The sequence below is a fragment of the Halospina sp. K52047b genome (assembly GCF_008709855.1).
Taxonomy (GTDB): Bacteria; Pseudomonadota; Gammaproteobacteria; order Pseudomonadales; family Oleiphilaceae; genus Halospina; species Halospina utahensis_B.
The window spans coordinates 1-26,077 of sequence record NZ_VYJH01000006.1; the positions used below are offsets into that span (position 1 = coordinate 1).

A 26,077-nucleotide genomic window follows, 5' to 3' on the forward strand; every position below is an offset into this window, starting at 1 on the left:
GGAGCTCAATCGTGCTGGGCGGCACTGGCGTTGAGAAAGGCCTGTTTCAGGCTCTCGTAGTCATGCACGGCCGGGAACTGGGGGAATTCCCGGATGACATTCTCCGGCGCGTGGAACAGGATCCCTGCTTCAGCCTGGGCCAGCATGGTGGTGTCGTTGTAGGAATCGCCCGTTGCGATGCACTTCATGTTGAGCAGCTGGAAGGCACGCACCGCCTGGCGCTTGGGATCCGGCTGGCGCAGATGGTAATCCAGAATAGTGCCGTCTTCGCCCACACTCAGCTGGTGGCAGAGCAGCGTCGGATAGCTGAGTTTCTCCATCAGGGGCATGGCGAACTCATAGAAGGTGTCCGAAAGAATCACCACCTGGAAATGCCGGCGCAGCCATTCCAGGAATTCCCGGGCACCAGGGAGGGGTTCCAGCTCCCCGATGACTTCCCGGATCTCCGGGAGTCCGTAGCCGTGCTGGTCCAGCAGCGCCAGCCGCTGCTGCATCAACTGGTCATAGTCCGGCACGTCCCGCGTCGTGGCCTTGAGTTCCGGTATCCCGGTTTTCTCGGCAAACGCAATCCATATTTCCGGGATCAGAACCCCTTCCAGATCCAGACAGGCCAGCTCCACAACGCCTCCTTTTACCCTGTGCCCTTGCCAGTATTGTTTTTTGGGAGCGTCATCATAAATAAAGCCTGAACCGAATGCACGGGTAATAAGGCGTCCCGGATGTTAGAATTGATGGTGCTGAATTCACCGCCGATCACGGAACTCCATTGATGGACATCGACAGTCTCAACAGCGAGCTGGCGGACGCCTCGCCCCGGAAAATCATCAAAACCGCACTGGAGCAGTTCGACAATATCGCGATCTCCTTCAGCGGCGCCGAGGACGTGGCCCTGATCGCCATGGCGCACAGCCTTAAAAAACCCTTCAGTGTCTTCACTCTGGACACCGGCCGCCTGCACCCGGAAACGTACCGGTTCGTGGAAAAGGTGCGGCAGGCGTACGAACTCGACCTGGAGATCCTGTTCCCGGATGCACAGGCGGTTCAGGACCTGGTCAACAGGAAGGGTCTGTTCAGCTTCTACGAGGACGGCCACGAGGAGTGCTGCGGCATCCGCAAGGTCGAGCCACTTCGGCGCAAGCTGTCGGGCCTCGATGCCTGGATCACCGGGCAGCGCAAGGACCAGAGCCCGGATACCCGCAACGATGTACCCGTGGTCCAGCAGGATACATCCTTCGAGGGGCGCAATGGGCCGCTGGTGAAGTTCAACCCCATGGCCAACTGGTCTTCAAAGGACGTCTGGGACTACATCCGTGCCATGGAAGTGCCCTATAACGAGCTGCACGACCGTGGCTTTGTAAGCATTGGCTGTGAGCCCTGCACCCGGGCGATCCTCCCGGGCCAGCACGAACGCGAGGGCCGCTGGTGGTGGGAAGAGGCCACCAAGAAGGAATGCGGTCTGCACGCCGGCAACGTGATCGCCAGTTCCAGCGCTGAGTGACCCCCACTCAGTAGCTGGGCAGCACCACATCCTCAAAGAGTTCATCCAGCTCGACCTGGGAGGTCCTCTGGGCAGCGGCCTCAATGAGATCCCGACTCAGGTGGGGCGCGAACCTCTGGATGAAATCAACCATGTAGGCGCGCAGGAAGGTGCCCTTGCGGAAGGCGATGCGGGTGATGCTGGGCTCAAACAGGTGCTGGGCGTCCAGCGCCACCAGATCCGTGTCCACCTCCGGGTCGTGGGCCATGTGGGCTACAATCCCCACGCCCAGGCCCAGGCGCACATAGGTCTTGATCACGTCCGCATCCGAAGCCGTGAACACCACCTTGGGTGTCAGCCCCACGCTCTCAAAGGCCTGATCCAACCGTGACCGACCGGTGAATCCCTGCACGTAAGTCACCAGCGGGTACTTGGCCAGCTCCTCCAGTGTCAGGGTCTTCAACTCGGCCAGTGGATGGTCCTTCGGCACCACGGCGCAGCGGTTCCAGCGATAACCCGGCATCATGATCAGGTCATGGAACTGGTCCAGGGCCTCGGTGCAGATCGCGAAGTCCACCACCCCGTTCGCCGCCATCTCGGAGATCTGCCAGGGCGTGCCCTGGTTCATGTGCAGCGTCACTTCCGGGTATTCAGCCATGAACTCGCGGATCAGCTTCGGGAGCGCATAGCGGGCCTGGGTGTGGGTTGTCGCGATCCGCAGCTCACCCCGGTTCTGGTCACTGAACTCCTGGGCAATACGCTTGATACCATCGGCACGGCGCAGGATCTCGCCCGCCTCGCGGATGATGCTCTCACCCGCGGGCGTAATCCGGGTCAGGTGCTTGCCCGAGCGGGCAAAGATCTCGACCCCGAGTTCATCCTCCAGCATCCGGATCTGCTTGGAGATCCCGGGCTGCGAGGTGAACAGCTCGGCAGCCGTGGCGGAAACGTTCAGGTCATGGTGTGCCACTTCCCAGATATAGCGCAGTTGCTGCAGCTTCATGCCCGGCGACTCCAATGCTTTTACGTTGATCTAAGAATATAGCGTATTATTCCATTTTTTTCGCAGCCTGTCCCGCTCTCCTAATCACGAAGCATCTTGAACATGCAACCTCCAGCCCCGACAATGCGACACTGAGCACAGGAACGGGATCAGGGATTTGCCGATGTTACTGGCCACAAAATTCATGCGCCCGGCAGCGGACCCCCGTGCCATCGCCCGTCCCCGTCTCCTGGAACGGCTTCAGCCCGATGCGGCACGGCGCCTGACCGCCATCACGGCCCCGGCCGGGTATGGTAAGACCACACTGGTGAACCAGTGGTGCGCGGCCCATGACCAGCCGGTTGCCTGGCTGTCCCTAGATGAACAGGACGACGAGCCTCGCCGTTTCTGGTCCTACGTCATCGGCGCTCTGGAAAACACCATCCTGGGGCACCAGGAGTCCATCCACCATTATCTGGACACGCCCGGTGCGGAGCACATAGAGGGCGCCCTGACCGCGTTCATCAACACGCTCATCGACCAGTCAGTCGAGCACGCCAACCTGATACTGGACGACTATCACCTGATCCAGGATCCCGACATCCAGCGCCAGATCACCTTCCTTGTAGATCATGCCCCGCCCGCGCTGCACCTGGTTCTGCTGTCACGCACGGAGCCGGCCCTGCCGCTCTCCCGGTGGCGGGTCAAGGGCTGGATGGAGGGCCTGCACGCCAGTGACCTTGCCTTTTCCGAATCCGAGTGCAGCGCCTTCTTCAACAACTACATGGGGCTTGCGCTGGACGACGAGAAGGTCCGCGCCATATGGCAGCGGACCGAGGGCTGGGCGGCCGCCATGCAGCTCACAGCCCTGTCTGGCAAGAGCATGAACTCCAGCAGCCTGTCCCGTGCTGTACTCAGCGAGGGCGATCACAGCCGCCAGATCAGTGATTACATACTGACCGAAATACTGGATCAGCAGAGACCGGATGTGCGGGACTTCCTGCTGCGCACCAGCGTCTGCCGGCGCCTGAGCGCGGAGCTGTGCAACAGTATCCTGGAACGCGACGACAGCCAGACCGTTCTGGAGCAGCTGGTTCACGCGAACCTTTTCATCATTCCCCTGGACACCCGCGACCAGTGGTTCCGCTACCACGATCTGTTCCGCGAAGCCCTGACCCAGCGTTTCAGCCAGACCGAGCCAGAGGCCTACCGGGAACTGCAGGCGCGGGCCATCCGCTGGCTGCTGAACGAGGACTACCTGCAGGAGGCCATCGTACAGCTGCTTCAGCTGGAGGATTGGGACTGGCTGGAACAGGTGCTGGAACAGTACGGTAACAACCTGATCCACACCGGCTTCCATGAGCTGGTCCATAAGTGGCTGCAGTACCTGCCGGAGGAGCGGACCACCCGCAATCCACGCCTGATGATGCTCCAGATCTGGGCACTGTTCTTCCTGAACCGGCTCAACAACATCGAGCCCCTGCTGGAGCAGCTTGAAGACGCGCTGGACATCCGTGTTGCCAATTCAGACGATAACGCCGACGTGGCGCTGGCACTGCACAACGAGATCGCGCTGATCCGTTCCTACATGGCGCGCACCCGCAGCGACCACTCCAGTGCCCAGCACCTGACCCAGCAGGTCCTGAAGGATATCGACCACACCAATATCCCCCTCAAGTCCGTGACCTACTACGGCATCGGGCTGGACTGCTACGCCAACGGGGATCTGGCCAGTGCCACCCACGCACTGGAATCCGCTGTGGAGCACGGGCGCCGGGAAAAGAAACACGCCACCACCCTCTCCAGCGGCGGCCTTCTGGCGTGGATCCTGTTCTACCAGGGTGAGATGGACCGGGCACTGGACGTGGGGACCAGCGTGCGCGAATGGGTAAATTCCCATCACACGGACCCCCAACAGCCCCGCCTGGTCTCCTGCTGGCAGAACAGCGCCATGGTCCAGATCCACCGGAAGAAGAACGACCTGACCCTGGCGGATACCCACATGAACCCCCTGCTGCCGCACCTGGATTCGGGCAGCGAGCCGGGCCAGCACGTGGTGATCCAGTACACCCGCGCACACCTGGCCTTCTCCCGGGGCCAGTACCAGGACGCCATGGAATACCTGGAGGACGCGGAGCGTGTTCAGGACCAGAAACGCGATGCCATCCTGTTCGAGCCCCCATGCCTGGAAGCACTGCACGTGCGCTGCCACCTGGCGCTGGGCGACCGCACTGGCGCACAGACCTGGCGGGAACGGCTTGAGGAGCACAACTACCGTAACCCCATCAACAGGGAACAGGCCCGCATCGGGCTGGCGCGGCTGCTGCTCGCGGACGGTCAGGCCGAGGAGGCGATCAACATCCTGGCGCCGCTGCGGCTGTCCACCGAGAAAGGGCGCCATATCAAACATCTGATTGAACTGCTCGCGGTATACGCGGTCTGCCTGGATCACCTCGACCGCGGGGAACAGGCCGCCGTCATGCTGCACCGCGCACTTGAGCTGGCCTCCCGGGAACGTTTCCTGCGACTCTTTGTCGAGGAAGGGCCTGCGCTGGCCGCGCTGTTCCGGCGTATGCCCCACCATGGCCTGCCGCTGGCTTTCCTGCGCGAACTGGACCCACTGCTGGAAGCGGAATCCGCGCCCGCCCAGACAGAACCTGCACCGGCCATGGGCAGCACCGAAGCACTCCTGGAGCCCCTGAGCCAGCGCGAGATCGAGGTGCTGACCCTGATCCATGCCGGTCATGCCAACAAGGAGATCGCACAGCGCATGTCCGTGGCGCAGACGACGGTCAAGGCCCATATACGCAACCTGTACGGTAAACTGGGTGCCAGCAGCCGCACCGGCGCACTGGCCCGTGCCCGGGAACTGGGGCTGGTCGATTAGTCAGGACTCACAATGTGACTCAATTCACACTTTGAGCGCCTTACGCCCTTTTTCCTCCCCTTTTACGCCCTATGGACGATCCCTCTACGCCCCCTTACGCCCTACATTGGGCACCGTGAGAAGAGTCAACAGGAATTCGATTTCAGGCCTTTCGGATTTCTCCTCACGTAACTCCTTGTTCAGCCACCAGCGGTTTTTTCCCTGGTGGCTTTTTTCTGTCCATTCGGACTGTCAACCATTGATTTCCTGTAACAAGCTGTCATCATCCCGCGCTTCACTTTATATGGTCGTGAGGCTCCCATGACTCCATCCGAACAGACTCCGGGCACGTCGCCCAGCGATCACCGGCGGCTTGGTGATCCAGTGGTTCTCGGCCTCAGCGCCGGGTTCATCGTTCTCTTCATCCTGTTCTCTCTGTACGACATAACGCTCGTCTCCGACAGCATCGGTGAATGGTTCACCGCGACAGCGGCGGGCCTGGGCTCATACTTCCAGTTGCTGCTGCTGGCAACCTTCTTCATTGCCCTGGGGGTTGCCATTTCGCCCGCGGCTGGCGCCCTTGTGGGGAACCGTACGACACCGGAAATCAGCACCTTCCGCTGGCTTTCCATGATCATGTGTACCCTGCTCGCCGGAGGCGGCGTGTTCTTTGCCGCCGGCGAGCCGGTCTATCACTTCGTGGTCACACCTCCGGCGTTCAACACCGAGGCAGGCACCGCCGAAGCCGTGGCCGGCGCCCTTGCCCAGTCATTCATGCACTGGGGCTTTCTGGCCTGGGCCATCCTCGGCTCACTGACCGCGATCATCCTGGCGCACAACCATTATGATCTCGGGCACCCGCTGCGGCCCCGCACCCTGCTCTACCCTGTCTTCGGGCAGCGCATTATGAGCAGCTGGATCGGCGGCGTGGTGGACGCCTGCTGCGTGGTGGCCGTGGTCGCCGGCACTGTTGGCCCCATCGGCTTCCTTGCTACGCAGGTCAGCTATGGCTTCGAGGTTCTGTTCGGCATCGAGGACCGTTACTCCACTCAATTGATGATCGTCATCGCCCTGGGTGCAATCTATGTAACCTCGGCGGTAACCGGCATCCACAAAGGCATACAGCTGCTGAGCCGGTTCAACGTGATGCTGGCACTCGCGATCGCGGCGGTCATCTTTGTCTTCGGGCCCACGCTTTTCCTCACCAACGCCTACACACAGGGCTTCGGTGAATACATCTCCTCATTCTTCCGCATGGGCACCATGACCTCCGAGACCGCGCCTGCGTGGTGGATGAAATGGTGGACGGTGTTCTTCTTTGCCTGGTTTATCGGCTACGGGCCGCTGATGGCAATCTTCGTGGCACGTATTTCCCGCGGCCGCACCATCCGGGAGATGATTCTGGCAGTCGCCGTCATGGCGCCGGTCGCCACCACCGTCTGGTTCACCCTGCTGGGCGGTTCCGGCATCTTCTACCAGATGCAGGACGTGATCGAGCTGGCCGAGCCGCTGCAGAACTTCCAGTTCGATGTGGCCACCCTCACCGTTGCCCAGGCGCTGCCCGGCGGTATGCTCATGGCACTGGCGATACTGCTGCTGACCACCATCTTCGTGGCAACCACCGGGGATTCCATGAGCTACGCGATCTCTGTCGTGGGCACCGGCCATGATGAACCGAACCGCGCAGTTCGCGTCTTCTGGGGTGTGGCCATGGCACTGATGGCAGCGATTCTGCTGTACATGGGCGAAGGCCAGATCAGCGCGCTGCAACAGTTCATCGTGATCACCGCAATTCCGGTATCACTGATCCTGTTGCCGTCACTCTGGACGGGGCCCAAGGCCGCCTACGCCATGGCCCGCCAGCAGGGTCTCATCAGCTACGAGCCGCACCCCGCCCGCCAGACGGACTGAGGTAGGGCTCAGGCGGCAATCACACGGCGGAACGGCGGCAGCGCATCCAGCAGCATGCTGCCGTAACGCCGGGAGATGATGCGACGGTCCAGGATCGTCACACGACCCGTGTCGGACTCACTGCGAAGCAGCCGCCCAGCGGCCTGCACAAGCCTTATGGAGGCGTCCGGCACGCTGATCTCCATGAAGGGGTTGCCGCCCCTTTCCTCGATCCATTCAGCCAGACTGGCCTCAATCGGATCATCCGGCACCGAAAACGGCAGTCGCGTGATGACCACGTGCTCCAGATAGGTTCCCGGCAGATCGATCCCTTCCGCGAAACTGGCCACTCCGAAGAGAATTGAAGTCTGGCCGTTGTCCACGCGCTGGCGATGGCGGTCCAGGACCTCCGCCCGGGTATGGTCATCCTGCGTGATGACGCAGTCCCGCCAGGTCTCCGGCAGCATGTCACGCACCCTCTGCATGTCCCGACGCGCGGTGAACAGGACCAGCGCCGCCGTATCCCCTTCAAGCACCCCGGGCAGACGATCCACCAGCCGCTCCGCGTAGCTGGCCGGATCCCCGGGTTCCATACTTGAGGCCGGCACCTCCACGGTGGCGTTCTCCTGGTAGCGGAAGTTCGAGGGAATCACCAGGCAGCGGCTGTCCGCCGGCAGCCCGGCACGCATGCTGAGGCGGTCGAAGCGACCAAGCGCTGTCAGGGTGGCGGAAGTCAGGATGGCGCCGAAACACCGGCTCCAGAGCCGACTGAACAGGACATTATCCGCCAGCACTGGACTGCTGTAGAGCGTGATGTCGCCATTCTCGCCACCACGGCGGTTGAGCCACCGCGCCGGCGCGGGCGTACGCGTGCTGTCCTCCCCTTCCTCGGCTTCCGGCACGGCCTCGGACCAGGCCTGCCACAGCCGCAACTGATCCTCTGCCCGGGCATGGAACTGGCCGACCACGGGGTACCAGGCTTCGGCGGTCTCGCGATCAATATCGCCTTCCCGGCGTTCATCCATCCCTTCATCCAGAAAGTCGGCCAACTGGTCCAGACGCCGCGTCAGCTGAACCTGTTGCTGCTGCAGTGCGGTCACCCGGGTGCTCAACTCGTCCGGCAACCGTGCGCCCGGGAAACGGTACTGGCTGTTACCACCGTCTTCGGCCCCTTCCCAGGGCGTGTTTTCTTCCAGCCACTCATGGACGTCCGCCAGCATCGGGTCAATTTCCCGTGCCAGATCCGTCAGTTTCTGTACCGTCCGGGCCGCCTCGGCGTCCGCCGGCAGATGCGGCAGAAGCTGGGCCAGAGCCTGGCTCAGGCTGCGCAGCCACTGACGTGTGCCTTCCAGCCCCAGGGAGGCGGCAAAGTGGTTCAGGGCCTTGTCCGGCAGGTGATGGGCCTCGTCCATCACATAGATGGTGTCCTCGGGCTTGGGCAGTATGGCGCCACCCCCCAGGGCCAGATCCGCCAGCACCAGGTCATGGTTGGCGACGATCACGTCCGCGTGTTCCAGCTCCGCACGCGCCGAGAAAAAGGGACAGCTGTCAAAATAGCTGCAACGGCGGTTGGTGCACTGGCGGTGATCGGTGGTCACGCCCTGCCAGATGTCATCGGGGATGTGGTCCGGCCAGTGGTCACGGTCGCCGTCCCACTCGCGGGCCGCGTAGCTGGAGAAAAGCTTTTCGTGGAAAGCGCGGGTTTCCGCCGGTTCGCCCGGCTCCTCCTGGAGCATGAACAGAGGAATGGTGTCGCTGTCCTGGTTACCGTGGCCATGCAGGCGCTGCTCCACCTTGGACAGGCACAGATAGCGGCCACGCCCCTTCGCCAGGGACCAGCTCACATCCAGCCCTGAATGGGCTTTCAGGTCCGGCAGATCCTTGTTCACGATCTGATCCTGGAGCGCCACCGTGGCGGTGGAAACCACCAGTTGCTTGCCAAGCTGCCGTGCCACCGGGATGGCGGCCAGGAGGTAGGCGAGGGTCTTGCCCGTGCCGGTTCCGGCTTCCAGAACACAGGCCTTGTGGGCGGACGTTCGCTGACCGTCGTTTTCCGTGATCTCACCGAGGTAGCGGGCAATCTCGGCGATCATCAGCCGCTGGCCGTAGCGCGCGCGCAGGTCCTTGCCGGCCAGCACGGCCCGATAGGCTGCCTGGATCTCAGCCTTCGTATCCTCGTTGAGCATGCGCTCCTGTCCAAAGGTCGGTTAAGAGACCGCTCATGATAGCGGGCGGCTCCCGGAGCGTACAGGCTCAGCTCGCGATTACGTGCAGCTCGGCGCCCTTGCGGTTGTGCTGGCGCAGGCGCCGGATGCAGCCTTCCAGAGTGCGCGAGATCTTGGCATGGGTTCGGATCTGGGAGATCAGCGGCCAGGTGGCACGTTCCCCCTCCAGCATCATCTCGCGCACGAATTCCGGCGACGGGTTCGACATCATGCGCCGGAAGTGCCGCATCCGGTAGCGCGGTGCCAGGGTCACGTCCCCCTGGTACTGCTGCGCCATGATGGTATAGATCTGGCCGCAGGCCTGGCGGGCAAGTTCCGGCCGCATGCGCCGCCTCAGCACATCGAACAGCCCCTTGCCATGGAACTGCATCTCCGCTTTCAGCAGTGACAGGGGCAGACTGGCGAGGCTCTCCCGGGACTGTCCATGATCCCGGCGCAGAAACGGAACCACATGCGGGTTGGTCTGGCTGACCAGCGTGAAATTCACATCGTACAGGTGCATCAGGCGTTCGCGCGGCAGGTCACTCACCACCGAACCGTCCACGAAGCGCAGGCGTGGCATGTAGGGCACCGTGGCCCCCTGGTGATCCTTCTTCTGCAACTGCACGGGCGGAAAGACCCCGGGAACCGCGGAGGAGGCCAGAGCGGCGCTCCATACCAGCATATAGGGCGAGGTATAGCCACTGAGCAGCCGCGCCCCATACTGGCCCTGGTCCGATGACACACTGATGTTGGTGGAGCGGCCAGTGTGCTGGAACGCCTCCTCGAAGGTGAACTCCCCGATATTCTCTCTCAGGCACTGCTCCAGTACGCCCTGGTCCATGAACCCGGCCCCGCGAAGGCCATTGATCACCCCCTTCCAGCGCCAGGCCTTGAGGTTGTGGCGTTCCGGCTCCAGAAGCTGGTCCAGCTCATCGTCCGGTGTGGTTCCAACCATCGCCGCCATCACAGCCCCGGCGCTGGACCCGGAGATGACCTGCGGGAGCAGATCCCGTTCCCAGAGGGTGCGGATCACCCCCAGGTGGAACAGGCCAAGCGTGGCGCCGCCGCTGAGCAGCAATGCCGGGCGGCCATAGCTCAGCAGGGTATCCTTGAAGAAGCCCAGCTTTTCGCTTTCGGGCAGCTCCTGCATGGGGGTGTCACACAGCAGGTTGATGGACTCGCACACCTGGTTCACGTATTCCTCGATCAGGTGCTTGGTGCCCACATAGCTGTTGTGGTAGAGCGCGGGGTTCGAGATGTTGCCGAGATCGTGATGGAGCCCTTCCCGGATCGCGCGCTTGAGCCGGGCATAGTCGCCGGTCTGGTGGTAGTGGCGCAGCTCCCTCAGGCGGTCATGGATGAGGTTGTAGTTGTAGAACTCGGAGGCGAACGCCTCCTTCCATTCCACATTGCCTTCCAGGTAATCCAGCTCCAGTGCCGCCGCCTTCCACTGTTCATAGGTGCGGGCCTGGCTGAGCAGCTTGCGGTAATGCGCGATCCTGCGGTTCATAATGGACTCCACTGGCCACTGCCCGGGACTACCTGACCGGAGTATAGCCTCCGATCAGAAATCCTCGAGCATTATGTCCTCATCGTCCCTGGCAAAGGGGTCACTTTCCACCCTGCCATCATTGACCTGATATTCACGACGCTGCAGGTAGGCATTGCGTATGAACGTGTAACGATCACCTGTGATCTGCTCCTCGTAGCTCAGCAGTGAGGCCCTGAGATCCACTCCGTAGAGGGCATAAAGGAAATAGACCTCGGGAGAGTCCACCTCGTCCATGAGATCCGGAACGGCGTAATCCACTCCCCTGCCCGCTGTATCCCGGACCGTTGAGGGGCCCAGGAACGGCAGCATCAGGAAGGGGCCGCTGTCGGCCCCCCAGTACCCAAAGGTCTGGCCGAAGTCTTCTTCCTTTTCCGGCAATTCCATGTAGCTGGCCACATCCACCAGCCCAAGCAACCCGAAAGTGGTGTTGAAGATAAAGCGGCCAGTGCTGACCAGCGCATCCTCGCCTTTGCCCTGGAGCAGGCTGTTGAGAATGTTACCCGGCTCGCTCAGGTTGCTGAAGAAATTGCTGACCCCATCATTCACCGGCTCCGGCGTGACACGGTTGTAGCCGCGCGCCACAGGCTTGAGCAGGTTGCGGTCCACCACTTCGTTGAAGGTGAAGATGCTGCGGTTGAACGACTCCCAGGGATCACGGTCGTCAAAGGCGGACGTATCCGCCACCTTCTGTGGATCCGCATCGTCGGGCAGCATGCTGGCGGAGCCGTCTTCCGGCTGCTGTGCACTGGCACCGGTAGCCAGTGCCAGGGTGAGACTGAACGCGAGCAGGGTTCGTTGCATCATCAACCTGTAAACCTGTCTGCAGGGGGATTGAAATCATCTATTCCGGCCCTAGAATCAGCGCCATCCATAGAACAGGAGTCATCATGTCCGAAAACCAACCCGAAGGCCGACTGGTCCATGAGGAAACCTTCCCTGTCCGCTGGGGCGACCAGGATGCCTACGGCCATGTGAACAATACGGTGTATTTCAGGTTTTTTGAAGAGGCGCGAATCCGCTGGTTCGACAGTCTCACACTGACAGCGGACGGCCAGGGCGAGGGCCCGGTGATCGTAACCACGAGCGCAACCTTCCACCAGGAACTGGTCTATCCCACCAGGATCAGGGTTGAAGTGCGCACCGGCAGGGCCGGCAACAGCAGCCTGGAGAACTTCTATCGGGTACTTGGCGCTGATGATGATGCTCTCTATGCATCAGGCAGCGCCAAGGTGGTGTGGATCAATCATGACACTGGCCGCCCCACACCCCTGCCCGACCGCCTGCGGGCATTGAGCGCGGAAAGCGGCCAATAGGGCCGCTTCAGCGCTTGCGGACCACGACGTTACCGATGGAGTAGCCAGCTCCGAAGGAACAGATGATGCCGTAATCGCCACTGTTCAGGTCGGCCTGGTACTGGTCAAAGGCGATGATGGAGCCTGCGGAGCTGGTATTGGCGTACTCATCCAGTATCACCGGCGCCTCGCCAACCTCGGCATCACGCCCAAGGACCCGCTTGGCAATCAGCTCGTTCATATTGAGGTTCGCCTGGTGCAGCCACATGCGCCGCAACTGATCGGTGCCGAGACCAAGCGACCCCAGGTGCTCGCCAATCAGCTCCGCCACCAGCGGAGAAACCTCCTTGAACACCTTGCGGCCTTCCTGAACGAACAGCTTGTCCGCCTGCCCCATGCCGGATTCATCCGCACGGTTCAGGAACCCGAAGTTGTTCCGGATGTTGTTGGAAAAACGCGTCTTGAGCCGTGTGCCCAGAACATCGAAGCCACGCCCTGCCGGCACATCATCCGGATGCTGGACGATGATGGCGGTGCAGGCGTCGCCGAAAATGAAATGGCTGTCCCGATCGCAGAAATTCAGGTGGGCACTGCAGATCTCCGGGTTCACAACCAGCACCGTGCGGGCGTGCCCGTTATTGATGGCATCAACGGCATTCTGGATGCCGAAGGTCGCCGAACTACAGGCGACGTTCATGTCGTACGCAAAGCCTTCCACGCCCAGCGCATCCTGTACTTCAACGGCCACGGCCGGATAGGGGCGTTCCAGATTCGAACAGGCGACAACGACCGCGTCCAGATCCTGCGCCCTGATCCCGGCCCGCTCCAGCGCCTGATTCGTGGCCTTGACCGCCATTTCACACTGGATGCCATAGTTCGAGTTCGGGCGCTGCGGAATCGACGGCTTCATGCGTTCGGGATCCAGTATGCCCTGCTTGTCCATCACATGCCGGCGCTTGATGCCTGAGGCTTTCTCGATGAACGCCGAGGATGAAGGCTGCAGCGCTTCCACCTCGCCACGCTCAATCGCGGCCGCGTTGCGTTCGTTGTGGCGTTCGACGTAGGCGTTGAAGGCTTCCACCAGTTCGTCGTTGTCGATGACGCTGGGCGGCGAGAAAAGACCGGTAGCGCTGATGACTGCTGAGGACACGGGATAGACTCCGGTTGTTGTTGAATGGAGAACCTGTGAAATAGTTCCTGACTCAGGATATTAACACATCGGCACCGGGTGTCAGGTGGACGGCGTCAGCGGCGGACCTGCTGCCACTGGCGCTCCAGGCGCTGAGGGGAAACCGTTACAGCGGTTCCCAGCTGCTGTGCGAAATACGACACGCGGTATTCCTCCAGCATCCACCGGTAGGTGATCAGGGCCTCGTCCTCGATCCCCTGCACGGCCAGTGCCTCGCGCCTCTCGACGTAGCGGTCCCAGAAGGGCTGGAACTCCGAGAGAAAGGCACGCTCACGGCCTGCCTCCCGGGGCATCTTGTCCAGCCGGATCAGCGCCGCGTCCATGTAACGTGGAAAATGCTTCAGCCACTCCGGCGGCGTTGCCGCCATGAACCCCGGGTAAATCAGCTGGCTCATCTGAAACTTCAGGTCCGCCATGCTCTGGGCAACATTCAGCGGGATCTTGCCCTTCAGCCCCTTCATCACCTGGTGATGGCGCTCCATGATCTGGAGCAGGAGCCGGCTGTTGGCTTCCAGCGCGGGTATGAAGTCACTTCGGCCGCTTTCAAGGCAGCTCTCCAGATCCCGCTCGCTGCGTGGCAGCGCCTGCTCCGCCAGGAAGTGGGACTGGGCCGTCGCAATGAGCATATCGTCCAGAAGCTCTGTCTTGCGCCCGACCGGGGCAAACAGCAGCGATGCTTCATGGAAGCCGGGCAGTCTTCGATCCAGATCCCGCAGGGTATTGCCGAGCCGGTTGACCAGGATGCGCGCAATCCCCCGACGGTTCAGGTACCAGGCCCGCACCGGGTCCAGCACCTGCGTCTGACGTACCCCCTGCCCCTCATCTTCCAGAACCGGATAGACACGAACCTGCATGCCACCCTGCTCGGTCTCGACACTCTCCGGCAGGTCGCCGCCCGGCCAGTCGGAGACAACCGTCTCAACTTCGGATTCCTCCGGGGCCTCCTGCATGGCACTTTCCAGCGCCTGGTGAGCCTCATCCTCGTGGCGTGCGATCAGCCCCTCCACATCCCGCCCCTGATCCAGGATGTTGCCCTTGTCATCAATCACCTGCACGTTCATGCGTAGATGGTCAGGCAGGTGATCCGGGTCCCACGCATCCTCGGGTATCCGCACGCCGGTCATGCGCTGGAGCTGTTCCCCCAGTCTACGGGGCAGTGGTTCATTGCAGGGGGTGAGATTGGCGAGGGCGGCGTCCACGAAGTCCGGCACCGGCACAAAGTTGCGGCGCAGTGATTTGGGCAGGCTTTTCACCAGGGCAATGGCGCGATCGCGCAGCAGCCCCGGCACCAGCCACCCCAGCCGCTCCACCGGCAGCTGCTTGAGCGCCATTATCGGCACCCGGATGCTCACGCCGTCCTCGGCCGTACCCGGTTCGAAATGATAGCGCAGTTCAAAGGTGAGGCCGTGCCATTGCAGCGTATCGGGATACAGGCTCTGCGTGTCCGTCCCGGGCTCTTTCTGGAAGACATCGGACTCGGTCAGGTAGAAGCGACTGAGTTGCTCGTCGTTAAGCTGCTTCCACCAGCGCTCAAAACCCTTGCCGCTGACAATGTCGGCGGGCAGGCGCTCATGGTAGAACTGGAACAGGGTCTCCTCATCCACCAGCAGATCCCGCCGGCGAACCTTGTCCTCCAGCGAAGTGACCTCTTCGATCAACTCCTGATTGGCCAGCACGAAGGGGGCCCTGGTCCTGTACTCGCCTTCCACCAGGGCCCGGCGGATGAAGATCTCCCGAGACAGCTCCGGGTCGATCCGGGCGTACCCCACGCGGCGATTGGCCACGATGGTCAGCCCATAGAGTGTGACCGACTCCATGGCCATGACCTGGGCCCGCTTCTTCTCCCAGTGCGGCTCCGCGTGGTTGCGCCGGACCACGTGTTCGGCGAGTGGCTCGATCCACTCCACCTCGATCCCCGCCACCATGCGCGCGAACACCTGGCTGGTCTCCACAATCTCGGCGGCCATGATCCACTTCGGTGGCTTCTTCGCCAGTGCGGAGCCCGGAAAGATCCGGAATTTGCGGTTACGCGTCCCGTGGAACCAGCCCTTCTCCTCCTTCAGCGCCACGTTGCCCAGCAGGCCGGCCAGAAGCGCCCGGTGCACGGAAGCATAGTCTGCCGGCCGCTGATTCACCCGCATGCCCTGCTCCTTTGCCAGCAGCAGGATCTGACGGTGAATGTCGCGCCACTCCCGCATGCGCAGAAAGGCCACGAAATGCTTCCGGCACCACTTCTGGAGCTGATTGCCGGACAGCGTCTGGCGTTGCTCTTCCCAGGCGTTCCATAGATTGAGCAGACTGTTGAAGTCCGAATGGTTGTCGCGGAACAGCGCGTGCGCCTGGTCCGCCTGGGTCTGTTTGTCGCCCGGGCGCTCGCGCGGGTCCTGGATACTGAGTCCGGCCGCGATCACCGCCACCTCGGCCAGACTGCCCTCCCACTCAGCCGCCAGCAGCATGCGCGCCAGCCTTGGGTCCACCGGCAGCCGCGCCATGCGCCGCCCAGCCTTGGTTACTTTGCGTCCCCGATCCACGGCCCCCAGCTCTTCCAGCAGCTTGTAGCCGTCGTTGACCAGGCGCTTATCCGGTGGGTCGATGAAGGGGAAGCGCTTGACGTCGCCCAGTCCCATGTTCGTCATCTGCAGGATCACAGACGCCAGGTTGGTCCGGCGGATCTCCGGGTCCGTGAACTCGGGCCGATTCAGGAAATCCGACTCGTCATAGAGTCGAAAACAGATCCCGGGGGCCACACGCCCACAGCGCCCCTTGCGCTGCTCCGCGCTGGCCTGGGCGATGGGCTCAACCGGCAGGCGCTGCATCTTCGAGCGCACGCTGTAACGGCTCAGCCGCGCCACACCCGTATCGATCACGTAATGGATGCCCGGCACCGTCAGCGAGGTCTCGGCCACATTGGTGGCCAGCACGATCCGTCGCCCGCCATGGGGCTGGAACACCCGGTTCTGCTCGCGATTCGACAGCCGCGCATACAGCGGCAGCACCTCGGTGTGCTGAAGATCCGCATGGCGCAGCTCCTTGCTCACCTGCCGGATGTCCCGCTCCCCCGGCAGGAACACCAGGATATCCCCGGGCCCCTTGCCCTGATCCTTCTCGTAATCCTCGATCTCATGAACGACCGATTCGATCGCCCCTGGCCAGCCCGACTCCGGATCCTCAGAGTCCGCCAGCGGCCGATACCGCACCTCCACCGGATGCGTCCGCCCCGAAACCTCCAGCACCGGCGCATCGTCAAAATAGGCACTGAAGCGGTCCAGCTCGATGGTCGCCGAAGTAATGATCACCTTCAGGTCAGGCCGTTTCGGAAGAATCCGTTTGAGCGCCCCCAACAGGAAATCGATGTTCAGACTGCGCTCATGGGCCTCATCCACAATGATGGTGTCGTAGCGGTCCAGAAAGCGGTCATGGGTCAGCTCATTCAGCAGGATGCCGTCCGTCATCACCTTCACCAGTGAATCATCACTGGTCTGGTCACTGAACCGCACCTGGTAACCCACCGTCTCGCCGACCCGGGTCTCCATTTCTTCCGCCAGACGCTGCGCCACCGTGCGCGCCGCAATCCGCCGCGGCTGGGTATGCCCCACCAGCCCGCGCCGGCCACGCCCGGCCTCAAGCGCCATCTTCGGCAACTGCGTCGTCTTGCCCGACCCCGTCTCACCGGCAACGATCACTACCTGATGCTGCTCCAGCAGCGAGCGGATATCCTCTACCCGCTCCGAAACCGGCAACGACTCGGGGTACGAAATGGAGGGGACCAGCGAGCGCCGCCGCGCCAGCGCCTCCTGCCCCTCCTGCAGAAGGGCCTCAATCCGATCCCGGTTTTTCGGATCCGGATCCCCCTTGCCCATCAGCCGAAGGATGCGCGCAGTCTCCCACTGCCGGCAGTCAGCCAGGGATTGCTTGATCTGTGTTCGCCAATCAGTACTTTGCTCAGTCAATGAAAGATGCGCTCCGGAATGCAAGGATCTCAAAGGTGGAGTGAGGAGGGGACTGTTAATCGGGAAGCTCTGGAGCCATGGATGGCGGAAGAGCAGCGTAATGGGGTTTGCGCGACTAAGCGCAAACGGGCTTGCAGGAGGCAAGCCCAGGATCTTTTAGCGGAGCAGGATAGCGCAGCTAAAAGATATTTACAGCGTTTCCCGATCAACAGTCCCCTCCTCACTCCGCCCGGCAGCCCCTCGTCAGGCTTGTATCTTGAGCATCCATAGACCAAAAAACCCCGCCTGAACCAGACGGGGTTTCCAAGTAACGGCAGCTGAACCCAATCAGCTGTCCCGAAGTTCCTTCCGCAGAATCTTGCCCACGTTACTCTTGGGCAGCTCATCCCGGAATTCAACATGCTTCGGCACCTTATAGGCCGTCAGGTTCTCACGGCAGTACTTGATGATCTCCTCCTTGGTCACATCCTGCTCCTTCGCGACCACAAAGATCTTCACCGCCTCACCGCTCTTGTCATCCTGAATGCCCACGGCGGCACACTCCAGAACTTTCGGATTCCCCATCACAACGTCCTCAATCTCATTCGGATAGACGTTGAAACCGGATACCAGAATCATGTCCTTCTTACGGTCCACGATCCGAACAAAACCATCCTCCTGGATCATGGCCACGTCACCAGTACGGAACCAGCCTTCCGAGTCAATGGACTTGCTGGTCTCCTCAGGGCGCTGCCAGTAGCCCTTCATAACCTGTGGCCCATGAACGCAGAGCTCGCCGGCCTCCCCGACCGGCTGATCATTACCCTCATCGTCAACGGTCTTGATCAGAGTACCCGGGATCGGGATACCAATAGTGCCGACCTGCGCGTTTCCAAGCGGGTTCAGGCTCACCACCGGCGAGGTCTCGGTCAGGCCATAGCCCTCAGTGATCTCGCACCCGGTGACCTGCTGCCACTGATCCGCCGTTGGCTTGGTCAGTGCCATGCCCCCGGCAACCGTGATCTTCAGGTTACTGAAATCCAGATTGCGGAACTCCTCGTTGTTCGCCAGCGCCACGAACAGCGTGTTCAGGCCCATGAACACCGTGAACTGCCACTTCTTCAGCTCCTTGACGAAGCCCGGGATGTCACGCGGGTTCGGGATCAGGATGCTGTGACTGCCACTCTCCAGCATGACACCGCAATTCATGGTGAACGAGTAGATGTGGTAGAGCGGCAGCGGTGCAACCACCACCTCCTTACCCTCATCCATCTGAGTCTCAACCATCGGCTTGACCTGCAGCAGGTTCGAAACGAGGTTGGCGTGGGTCAGCATGGCACCCTTGGCCACACCCGTGGTGCCACCGGTGTACTGCAGCACCGCAATGTCCTCGCGCTGGATGCTGACCGGCCGATAGGTCAGGCCGGCGCCGGTCCTGAGCACTTTCGGGAAGGCGTGGGCCTTCGGCAGATTGTAGGCCGGCACCATCTTCTTCACGTGTTTGACCACGCTGTTCATCAGTTTGCGCTTGAGCGGCTTGTGCAGGTCCGCAAGCTCGGTGACGATGACGTGCTCAAGACCCGTGTTCGGCAGCACCTTCTCGACATTGCTCGCCATGTTGGCCAGCACGATCAGGGCACGGGCGCCGGAATCATTGAACTGGTGCTCCATCTCGCGCGTGGTGTAGAGCGGGTTGGTGTTCACGACCACCAGACCGGCCCGCATGGCACCAAAGATGGCGATCGGGTACTGGGGAATATTGGGCATCTGGATCGCGATGCGATCGCCCTGCTGGAGATCCGTCTCATTCTGGAGCCAGGCTGCGAAAGCGCGGCTGTAGTGGTCCAGATCCCGGTACGTCAGTGTCACGCCCACACCACTGAACGCGGGCCGGTCCGCAAACCGCGCCACGGATTTCTCAAACACATCCAGCATGGTGCTGTACTGGTTCGTGTCCACGTCCCGGGAGAGATCTGACGGGTACTTCTCTTTGAAAAACTGCTCCATATCCATGACGGATCTCCTGAGTAACCTGTCGTTTGATTAGTGTTTTTGTGGCTCGGGATCTTAAAGCCTTTTTACGGTCACGTCATCCGTGTGCAATGTGGCTCAGCGGCTGAGATAGCGCATCGCGGACTCCAGCCCCTCCAGGGTCATCGGGTACATCTGGAAGCCCACCAGCTTCTGGATCATCCCCAGGGAACCACCCTGCCCCCAGTAATCCTCGGGCAACGGGTTGAGCCAGACCACCTTGCTGAAGTGGTCCGTAAGGCGCTGGAACCAGGTCGAGCCCGCCTCCTCGTTCCAGTGCTCGATCGACCCGCCTGGATGGCTGACCTCATAGGGCGCCATGGTGGCGTCGCCCACAAAGATCACCTTGTAATCCGACGGATAGGTGTTGATCACCTCCCAGGTGGGGGTAATCTCGGTGGTACGTCGGCTGCTGTCCTTCCAGACACCCTCGTAGACGAAGTTGTGGAAGTAGTAGTACTCCAGGTGCTTGAACTCCTCCCGGCAGGCCGAAAACAGCTCCTCGCAGACCTTCACGTGCGGGTCCATGGAACCGCCCACATCAAAGAACAGCAACACCTTCACCGCGTTGTGGCGTTCCGGGACCATCTTCAGATCCAGGTACCCCCCGTTGCGGGCGGTGTTGCGGATGGTGTCATCCATGTCCAGGTGCTCGGGGGCCCCCTCGCGCGCGAACTTGCGCAGGCGCTTGAGCGCCACCTTGATGTTGCGTGAGCCGATGGTGACGCTGTCATCCAGATCCCGGTATTCGCGCTTCTCCCAGACCTTGACCGCGCGCCCGTGTCGACCTTTCTCCTGGCCAATGCGATAGCCTTCAGGGTTATAGCCATTGGCGCCGAAGGGCGACGTACCACCGGTACCGATCCACTTGTTGCCGCCCTCGTGGCGGTCGGTCTGCTCGTCCATGCGCTTCTTGAAGGTCTCGATCAGCTCCTCGAGGCCTCCAAGGGAGTCGATCTGCGCCTTCTCCTCTTCGGAAAGGTGTTTCTCGAACTCGGAGCGCAGCCAGTCATCGGGAATCAGCGCCTCAAGCAGTTCATCCAGGTTCTCGATGCCCTTGAAATAGGCATCGAATGCCCGGTCGAACTTGTCGTAATGACGCTCGTCCTTCACCAGGCACAGGCGGCTCAGGAAGTAGAAATCCTCCAGATCCGCAAATGCCAGGCGCTTCTGGAGCGCCTCGGTCAGGTCCAGAAACTCCCTCAGGCTGGCCGGCACTCCGGCACGGCGCACTTCCAGGAAAAAGTCGATGAGCATAGGGCCCCCGCTGTCAGTGGATCCGCGCTTCGGTCAGCGTATCAGCGACGCCGGCGCGCCATGAATGCCAGTTTCTGAAGCAGGTGCACATCCTGTTCGTTCTTGACCAGCGCACCGTAGAGCGGCGGCAGTGCATTGGAGGTGTCTTTGTCCTGGATCACCTTCTGGGCCAGATCATCCGCCATCAGAAGCTTGAGCCAGTCAATCAGCTCGGAGGTGGAGGGCTTCTTCTTGAGGCCGGGAACACGGCGCACATCGAAGAAGATCTCCAGCGCATCCTGCACCAGCTGTTGCTGGATGCCCGGGAAGTGAACGTCCACGATCTCCTTCATGGTGTCGTGGTCGGGGAAATCGATGTAGTGGAAGAAGCAGCGGCGGAGGAAGGCATCCGGCAGCTCTTTCTCGTTGTTACTGGTGATGACCACGATGGGGCGTTGCTTGGCCACCACCTGCTGCTGCGTCTCGTACACATAGAACTCCATGCGGTCGAGTTCCTGCAGCAGGTCGTTGGGAAATTCGATATCCGCCTTGTCGATCTCGTCGATCAGCAGCACAGCCCGCTGGTCCGCCTCGAACGCTTCCCAGAGCTTGCCCTTGACGATGTAGTTACCGATGTCGTGAACCTTGTCGGAACCCAGCTGGGAATCACGCAGGCGCGACACCGCGTCGTACTCATAGAGCCCCTGCTGCGCCTTGGTGGTGGACTTGATGTGCCAGGTGATCAGCTCGGCGCCGACGCCCCGCGCCATCTCCTCGGCCAGCATGGTCTTGCCGGTACCGGGCTCGCCCTTGATCAGGAGCGGGCGCTCCAGCGTGATGGCCGCATTGACCGCCATCTGGAGCTCATCCGTGGCAACGTAATTCTCGGTACCCTCAAATTTCATGTCAGCAACACCTCAGTCAGGAAACCTGCGGCCATGGAGCCCTGCTCAATCAGGGTCCGGCCTTCTACGAGGTGCGAAGTATATAGGCAGGGCGTCGGGGCCAACAAGTAAGCGGTTGGCCCCAAAGGCGGAAACACTGTTCAGCAATGGTCAGTGACCGTCAGCGGTTACGATTGCCGTCGTCGTCTTCTCCCGAATCCGCCTCGTCCTCCTGGTCCGGAAGGTCGTCAAATTCGGATATATCAAAGTCCTCCAGCGAGAACTCATCCTCATCAGCACTCTGCTGATTCTCCTCCAGGATCTGGTCAGCCAGGGCCTCCGGCTCCTCGGAGGCGTCATCATCGCCAAGGGTCGGGATGGCCTCATCCTCCTCACCGGTTGCCTGCGATGCCTCTGAATCCGACGCTTCTTCCGTTTCCTGTTCCTGTTCCTGTTGCACTGATTCTGCGTCCATTCCTGGCGCCGGGTCAGGTTCCGACTCCGGTTCTGCGGATGCGCCCATGGTGTCCATGTCGTCCACTGTGGGGATGGCCTCCTCAGCCGCGCCGGTGTCGGCCGAGTCCTCGGGGACCGCCGTCTCCGGCTCGGAAGCTGTTTCATCGCCGGGGCCCGTCTGCTGGGCCTGGTACGCAGCCGCCGCTTCAGCAAGCGAGGTTCCCTCATCCTTGTCAGGCTCGCCCTCCAACTCCTCCGGCTGCTCCGGCTCCAGATCCGCTTCCATAGCCGGCTCTTCCTGCTCGGCCACCACATCCGCCGGTTCAGTTCCAGGACCAACAGGCGACTCGGGCTTCTCCGTCTCCTGTTCATCGCCATTACCACGCCGGCGCAGCCACCACCAGAACCCGCCCGCGATGGCGCCAAGCCCGATGATCAGACCGCCACCAACGCTGCCCCAGAGCAGCCAGTTGATGCCGGCATCCGGCTCAGACCGCTGTTCCGGCTCGGGAGTCTCTTCCGGCACTTCAACCGGCTCGGGATCAAACAGTGGCTCTTTCTGTTCAGGTTGGGACGGGGTCGCGGGCTCGGGCGCAGGCTCCGGCTCGGGTGCCGGTTCAGGCTGCCGAGGCTCAGGCTCGAGCGCCCGGTAGTCCGCCGTATCCGCCGTTCGCGGGAATTCCGCCGCGAACGGCGGCGTGTCCAAGGAGACCACCCGCCCGTCCTGGGTTTCCGCCTGCATACGGAGCCGTACCTGATAGGTGCCGTTACCCCGCTCACCATGGAGGGTCAGTATGCGCTCACTGGTGCCTGAGGCCGGCTCCAGTGAACGCTTCCGTGTTTCACCATCCGGGCCTGTCACTGAAGCCTCAACCTGGATACTGTCCGCCTCCAGACCTGGATCCCGTGGCATTACCCGGAAGGTCCATCGGCTGTCATCGCCGGTACCAAGGCCCTGGATCTCCGTGTCAAAAGGCGGCGCCAGTGTTACCTTCTGGCGCTGGCTGCGCTGGAAGGTTTCGCCTTCACCGATGAGGCGGACCTCGTATTGCCCGGGTTCGGTCAGGGTTCGGATTTCGCCATTGAAGACGCCATTTGAGGGAACGCGGTCGCCGGAAAGCCGGACGGTGCCCTGGCGGTCACCCTCCGCATTCCGGATCTCGGCACGGACATCCATGACGCCGAGGAAATCCTCATCCGTCAGCCTGTCGCCGTCTTCATAGAAAGCCACTTCCAGATCCAGAATATCCGAAGCAAAGAAGCGCGAGGGCAGGTCCCCCGCCGCCATGCGCAGCTCACTCACCACCTTGATCCGGCTATCCGGGCCCACCATGGCGTCCACTTCCCAGCGCCCGGTAGCGGGCTCTGGAATGGTCACCAGGTCATAGGTCTCTGCGCGGTGCCAGCGGGCCCCTTCCGGCAGGCTATTGCGCGTCACCCGGCTACCCGAGGGATCAACGAGCTCCGCGGACTCACTGCCCTCATCCCGGAAGATCAGGGCAGTGAATTCATCCACGCTGTCATCGATCGAGAAGCCGTTGTTCTCAAGCGGCACCTCTTCCGTTGGAGAGGCTGCCCCAAAGGCGGAGAGAAAGGCGCTGATCAGCTCCGAATCGGAGCGTGCAATGGCGTGATGGCCCCCGGTCTCGGCGGCGAGCTGCTCCAGCAGCGGCCGATCGGCTTCGTCGGAGAGCGCGATCGTATGCAGACGCGCGCCGTGCTCGCGGAAGTGCCCGAGCACGTCGTCAAGGATGCGCTGGCGCTCTTCCCGGCTGGCTTCCTCCCCTTCCGGCACATCCACCATACCGTCGGTCAGCAGGACCACATGGGTATTGTCGTAGCCCCCACCAGGCCAGAAATCCTCAGTGGCGGTCTCCAGCGCCCGCCCTATTTGGGTGTACTGGCCGGGGGAACCGATACGGGAGCGGGCATCGCGCATCTCCTGGCGCCACTGGTCATCAACCTCTTCCAGAGGTACCAGCATGTTGACATAACGCGCAAAGGTCCACAGACCGCTACGGGCCCCTTCAGGCATGAGTTCCGCGAGCATGGGCACTGCCTCTCCCCGCAGATTGTCGGGGTCAGTGCGCTTCATGCTCCCGGAAACATCCACCACAAACCGCACATCGATATTATCGGGCAGCTCCGGTGCCTGGGTCTGGGACGCCTGCTCCTGGGCCTGGACAGTCACCAGCCCGGTCACCGTGAACAGCAGAATGGTCAGGAGGGCGCGGAACGATCTGGACGCTGACTTTCCCATGGTGGCCTTATTAAAGCGGTTGATTACACTCAACCTATAGCAGGAATCCCGTGGAATGAAAGCACCGGTAAAGCGGGTGTCTCAGCTTTTCCGGCGCCGGTAGCGAGCCCAGCCGGAATCCAGGGCCAGCACGAGCACCATGACAATGGCGGCGAGTGCGTAGACAAACAGGGTGCGCCCCATCACGTCCGGCTGCTCAAGCACCACGGCATAGAAGAAATTCAACCACGCGGGCACCAGCCATTCCGCGGCCCGCTCCGAGGCCACCGGGGTCAGCAGAACCACGGCGAAAAGACCCTTGAGAAACTGGCGGAGGATGCGCAGAGGCAACCACCACACGATCACAGCCCAGAAGCGGTAGACGACCAGGAAGCCAAGCAGATAGACCGCCCAGGCAATATTGTATTCAGTCAGCAGCATGTCCATGGACCTAACCGGTAACCTCCGTCTCCTTCGGGGGCATCTGGAGATAGAAGCCCTGGTCCCCGATCGCCGCAATCACATCACTGGCACTGGCCCGTGCCAGCTTCCGGTCCGGGGTCAGCACCAGATCCATGGCATGAATCGGATGGCCAAAATAGGTCATCAGTGATGACGGGAGCGTGGCCGGATCTGTCTCCCTTGGCACGAACACGTACATGCCTTCACGCTTGCTGCTGCGGTAAATGCTGATCAGGTGCTTGTCACTCATGGAAACAGGCTTCCAGTTCCTCTCTGCGGGGTGCCAGTGCCCGGCCGCGCCAGCCCTGCGTCAGAAGATCGGGCAGGCGGCCCTCACGAAGGCCGGTGCGGACGGCTGGCTCAAGATAACGCCTCGAAGCGATGAGTTCCAGCGGCAGATCCAGGCTTTCCGCCTGCTCGGCCAGAATCCGCTTTACGTTTCGGTAATGATTCTTCTCACTGCGGGTCAAAGGGGCCGGTATGGGCTCTAGGGACTGCTCCGGGCCCTCAACCACCTCTGAGATGACCGCCAGAAGCGCATCACCCTCACGCCGCACGACCCCGCTGGGCATATCCTCTATGGCCGCGAGCGCCTTACGGCTGCGCGGCACCGCTTCGGCCAGGCGGATCAGAAGCCGGTCCTCAATGACCCGGCCACGCGGACGGTCCAGTTCCCGGCACCGGTGCTCACGCCAGGTGCACAACGCCCGCAGTACGGCCTGATTGCCCGGGCGCAGCCGCCAGGCCCCGGTAAGTCTCAGATAGTAGGATTCAGGCGCATCAGCAACGCTCTGACGTTCGCACCAGGTCCGGCTCTCCTCGGCCAGCGCCTCCTGGAAGCCTCTGGCCGCAACCTGCTCCATAAGCTGCTCATGGAGCGGGCGCAGGTAGTGAACATCGGCCACGGCATAGTACAGCTGGGCATCGGACAGCGGGCGTGCCAGCCAGTCCGACCGGGTTTCGCCCTTGCCTAGGGCCACCCCGAGACAGGATTCGACAAGCCTGGCATAGCCCACGGACATACCATGGCCGGCAAAAGCCGCCGCCAGCTGCAGATCCAGTGCGCCACGAACACGCACACCGAGCCAGTCCCGGAACAGTTCGATGTCCTCACTCATGGCATAAAGGTGTTTCGAGCGGTCCGCATCCTCCAACAGCTTGCGCAGCACCCCGGAGCCCTCGGCAGCCCCGGGTTCAACCAGCGCAACCTCCCCTGCTGCGGCCAGCTGCATCAGACCCGGGATCGCATGGAAGGTGGTCACCCGTTCGAACTCGGAGTCCATGCCAACCGGATGCTCCGGCGGCAGATCAGCCAGCCAGTCATCCAACTGTTGCGGGGTGTCCAGCCAGGCGGCCTGATCCGGGTTGGGTTGATCCATGAGTGA

At 61.9% G+C, this 26,077-nt stretch carries 18 protein-coding genes; 4 read left to right on the forward strand and 14 right to left on the reverse strand.

Translation table 11 applies throughout. The features are described 5' to 3' along the window. Positions 1 to 5 precede the first annotated feature (5 nt). On the reverse strand, positions 6 to 620 hold the full coding sequence (gene thrH, locus F3089_RS08915) for a bifunctional phosphoserine phosphatase/homoserine phosphotransferase ThrH (protein ID WP_151440475.1): 615 nt from the start codon (positions 618 to 620) through the stop codon (positions 6 to 8). Between the two features lie 149 nt (positions 621 to 769). Here thrH and F3089_RS08920 point away from each other — a divergent pair, with 149 nt between their 5' ends. Beyond that, positions 770 to 1,498, forward strand: a complete 729-nt coding sequence (locus F3089_RS08920; RefSeq protein ID WP_192497314.1) for a phosphoadenylyl-sulfate reductase — start codon at positions 770 to 772, stop codon at positions 1,496 to 1,498. Between the two features lie 7 nt (positions 1,499 to 1,505). Here the strand turns inward: F3089_RS08920 and cysB are convergent, their stop codons facing one another. Continuing rightward, positions 1,506 to 2,480 (reverse strand): HTH-type transcriptional regulator CysB, encoded by a 975-nt coding sequence (cysB, locus tag F3089_RS08925; protein WP_151440477.1) that lies wholly within the window; start codon positions 2,478 to 2,480, stop codon positions 1,506 to 1,508. Between the two features lie 163 nt (positions 2,481 to 2,643). On the opposite strand from cysB, the gene F3089_RS08930 reads away from it, so the two are divergent. Together F3089_RS08930 and F3089_RS08935 are read left to right on the forward strand one after the other, a co-directional pair. Next, complete coding sequence (locus tag F3089_RS08930) at positions 2,644 to 5,346, forward strand: winged helix-turn-helix domain-containing protein (RefSeq protein ID WP_151440478.1); 2,703 nt, start codon at positions 2,644 to 2,646, stop codon at positions 5,344 to 5,346. A gap of 300 nt (positions 5,347 to 5,646) precedes the next feature. Next, a complete protein-coding gene (locus tag F3089_RS08935; protein WP_151440479.1) occupies positions 5,647 to 7,236 on the forward strand; it encodes a BCCT family transporter in 1,590 nt (529 codons plus the stop codon). A gap of 8 nt (positions 7,237 to 7,244) precedes the next feature. On the opposite strand, the gene dinG is transcribed toward F3089_RS08935, so the two are convergent. The 3 genes from dinG to F3089_RS08950 all read right to left on the reverse strand — a co-directional run bounded on the left by dinG (position 7,245) and on the right by F3089_RS08950 (position 11,778). Next, positions 7,245 to 9,401, reverse strand: coding sequence for an ATP-dependent DNA helicase DinG (gene dinG, locus F3089_RS08940; RefSeq protein WP_151440480.1), 2,157 nt, complete (start codon positions 9,399 to 9,401; stop codon positions 7,245 to 7,247). 67 nt (positions 9,402 to 9,468) lie between these two features. Further along, positions 9,469 to 10,932, reverse strand: coding sequence for a DUF3336 domain-containing protein (locus F3089_RS08945; protein ID WP_151440481.1), 1,464 nt, complete (start codon positions 10,930 to 10,932; stop codon positions 9,469 to 9,471). Between the two features lie 54 nt (positions 10,933 to 10,986). Further along, complete coding sequence (locus tag F3089_RS08950) at positions 10,987 to 11,778, reverse strand: MlaA family lipoprotein (protein ID WP_202405698.1); 792 nt, start codon at positions 11,776 to 11,778, stop codon at positions 10,987 to 10,989. 83 nt (positions 11,779 to 11,861) lie between these two features. On the opposite strand from F3089_RS08950, the gene F3089_RS08955 reads away from it, so the two are divergent. After that, positions 11,862 to 12,287 (forward strand): acyl-CoA thioesterase, encoded by a 426-nt coding sequence (locus tag F3089_RS08955; protein WP_151440482.1) that lies wholly within the window; start codon positions 11,862 to 11,864, stop codon positions 12,285 to 12,287. 7 nt (positions 12,288 to 12,294) lie between these two features. On the opposite strand, the gene F3089_RS08960 is transcribed toward F3089_RS08955, so the two are convergent. From F3089_RS08960 to F3089_RS09000, 9 genes are all read right to left on the reverse strand, one after another. Continuing rightward, positions 12,295 to 13,416 carry a beta-ketoacyl-ACP synthase III gene (locus F3089_RS08960; RefSeq protein WP_151440483.1) on the reverse strand — a complete coding sequence of 374 codons (1,122 nt, stop codon included), beginning with the start codon at positions 13,414 to 13,416 and terminating at the stop codon, positions 12,295 to 12,297. A gap of 95 nt (positions 13,417 to 13,511) precedes the next feature. Next, positions 13,512 to 17,315 (reverse strand): ATP-dependent RNA helicase HrpA, encoded by a 3,804-nt coding sequence (hrpA, locus tag F3089_RS08965; protein ID WP_151440630.1) that lies wholly within the window; start codon positions 17,313 to 17,315, stop codon positions 13,512 to 13,514. Positions 17,316 to 17,732: 417 nt separating this feature from the next. Further along, entirely contained in the window at positions 17,733 to 19,397 is a 1,665-nt protein-coding gene (locus tag F3089_RS08970) for an AMP-binding protein (RefSeq protein WP_151440484.1), read from the reverse strand. A 96-nt stretch (positions 19,398 to 19,493) separates the two neighbouring features. Further along, entirely contained in the window at positions 19,494 to 20,672 is a 1,179-nt protein-coding gene (locus F3089_RS08975; protein ID WP_151440485.1) for a vWA domain-containing protein, read from the reverse strand. A 41-nt stretch (positions 20,673 to 20,713) separates the two neighbouring features. Then, complete coding sequence (locus F3089_RS08980) at positions 20,714 to 21,556, reverse strand: AAA family ATPase (protein WP_077531241.1); 843 nt, start codon at positions 21,554 to 21,556, stop codon at positions 20,714 to 20,716. Positions 21,557 to 21,716: 160 nt separating this feature from the next. Then, complete coding sequence (locus F3089_RS08985) at positions 21,717 to 24,251, reverse strand: VWA domain-containing protein (RefSeq protein WP_151440486.1); 2,535 nt, start codon at positions 24,249 to 24,251, stop codon at positions 21,717 to 21,719. Between the two features lie 81 nt (positions 24,252 to 24,332). After that, positions 24,333 to 24,671, reverse strand: a complete 339-nt coding sequence (locus F3089_RS08990) for a hypothetical protein (protein WP_151440487.1) — start codon at positions 24,669 to 24,671, stop codon at positions 24,333 to 24,335. A gap of 10 nt (positions 24,672 to 24,681) precedes the next feature. Next, entirely contained in the window at positions 24,682 to 24,942 is a 261-nt protein-coding gene (locus F3089_RS08995; protein ID WP_095616698.1) for a YcgL domain-containing protein, read from the reverse strand. Then, positions 24,935 to 26,071, reverse strand: coding sequence for a ribonuclease D (locus tag F3089_RS09000; RefSeq protein ID WP_151440488.1), 1,137 nt, complete (start codon positions 26,069 to 26,071; stop codon positions 24,935 to 24,937). The genes F3089_RS08995 and F3089_RS09000 overlap by 8 nt, the downstream gene beginning before the upstream one ends. Between the last annotated feature and the right edge of the window lie 6 nt (positions 26,072 to 26,077).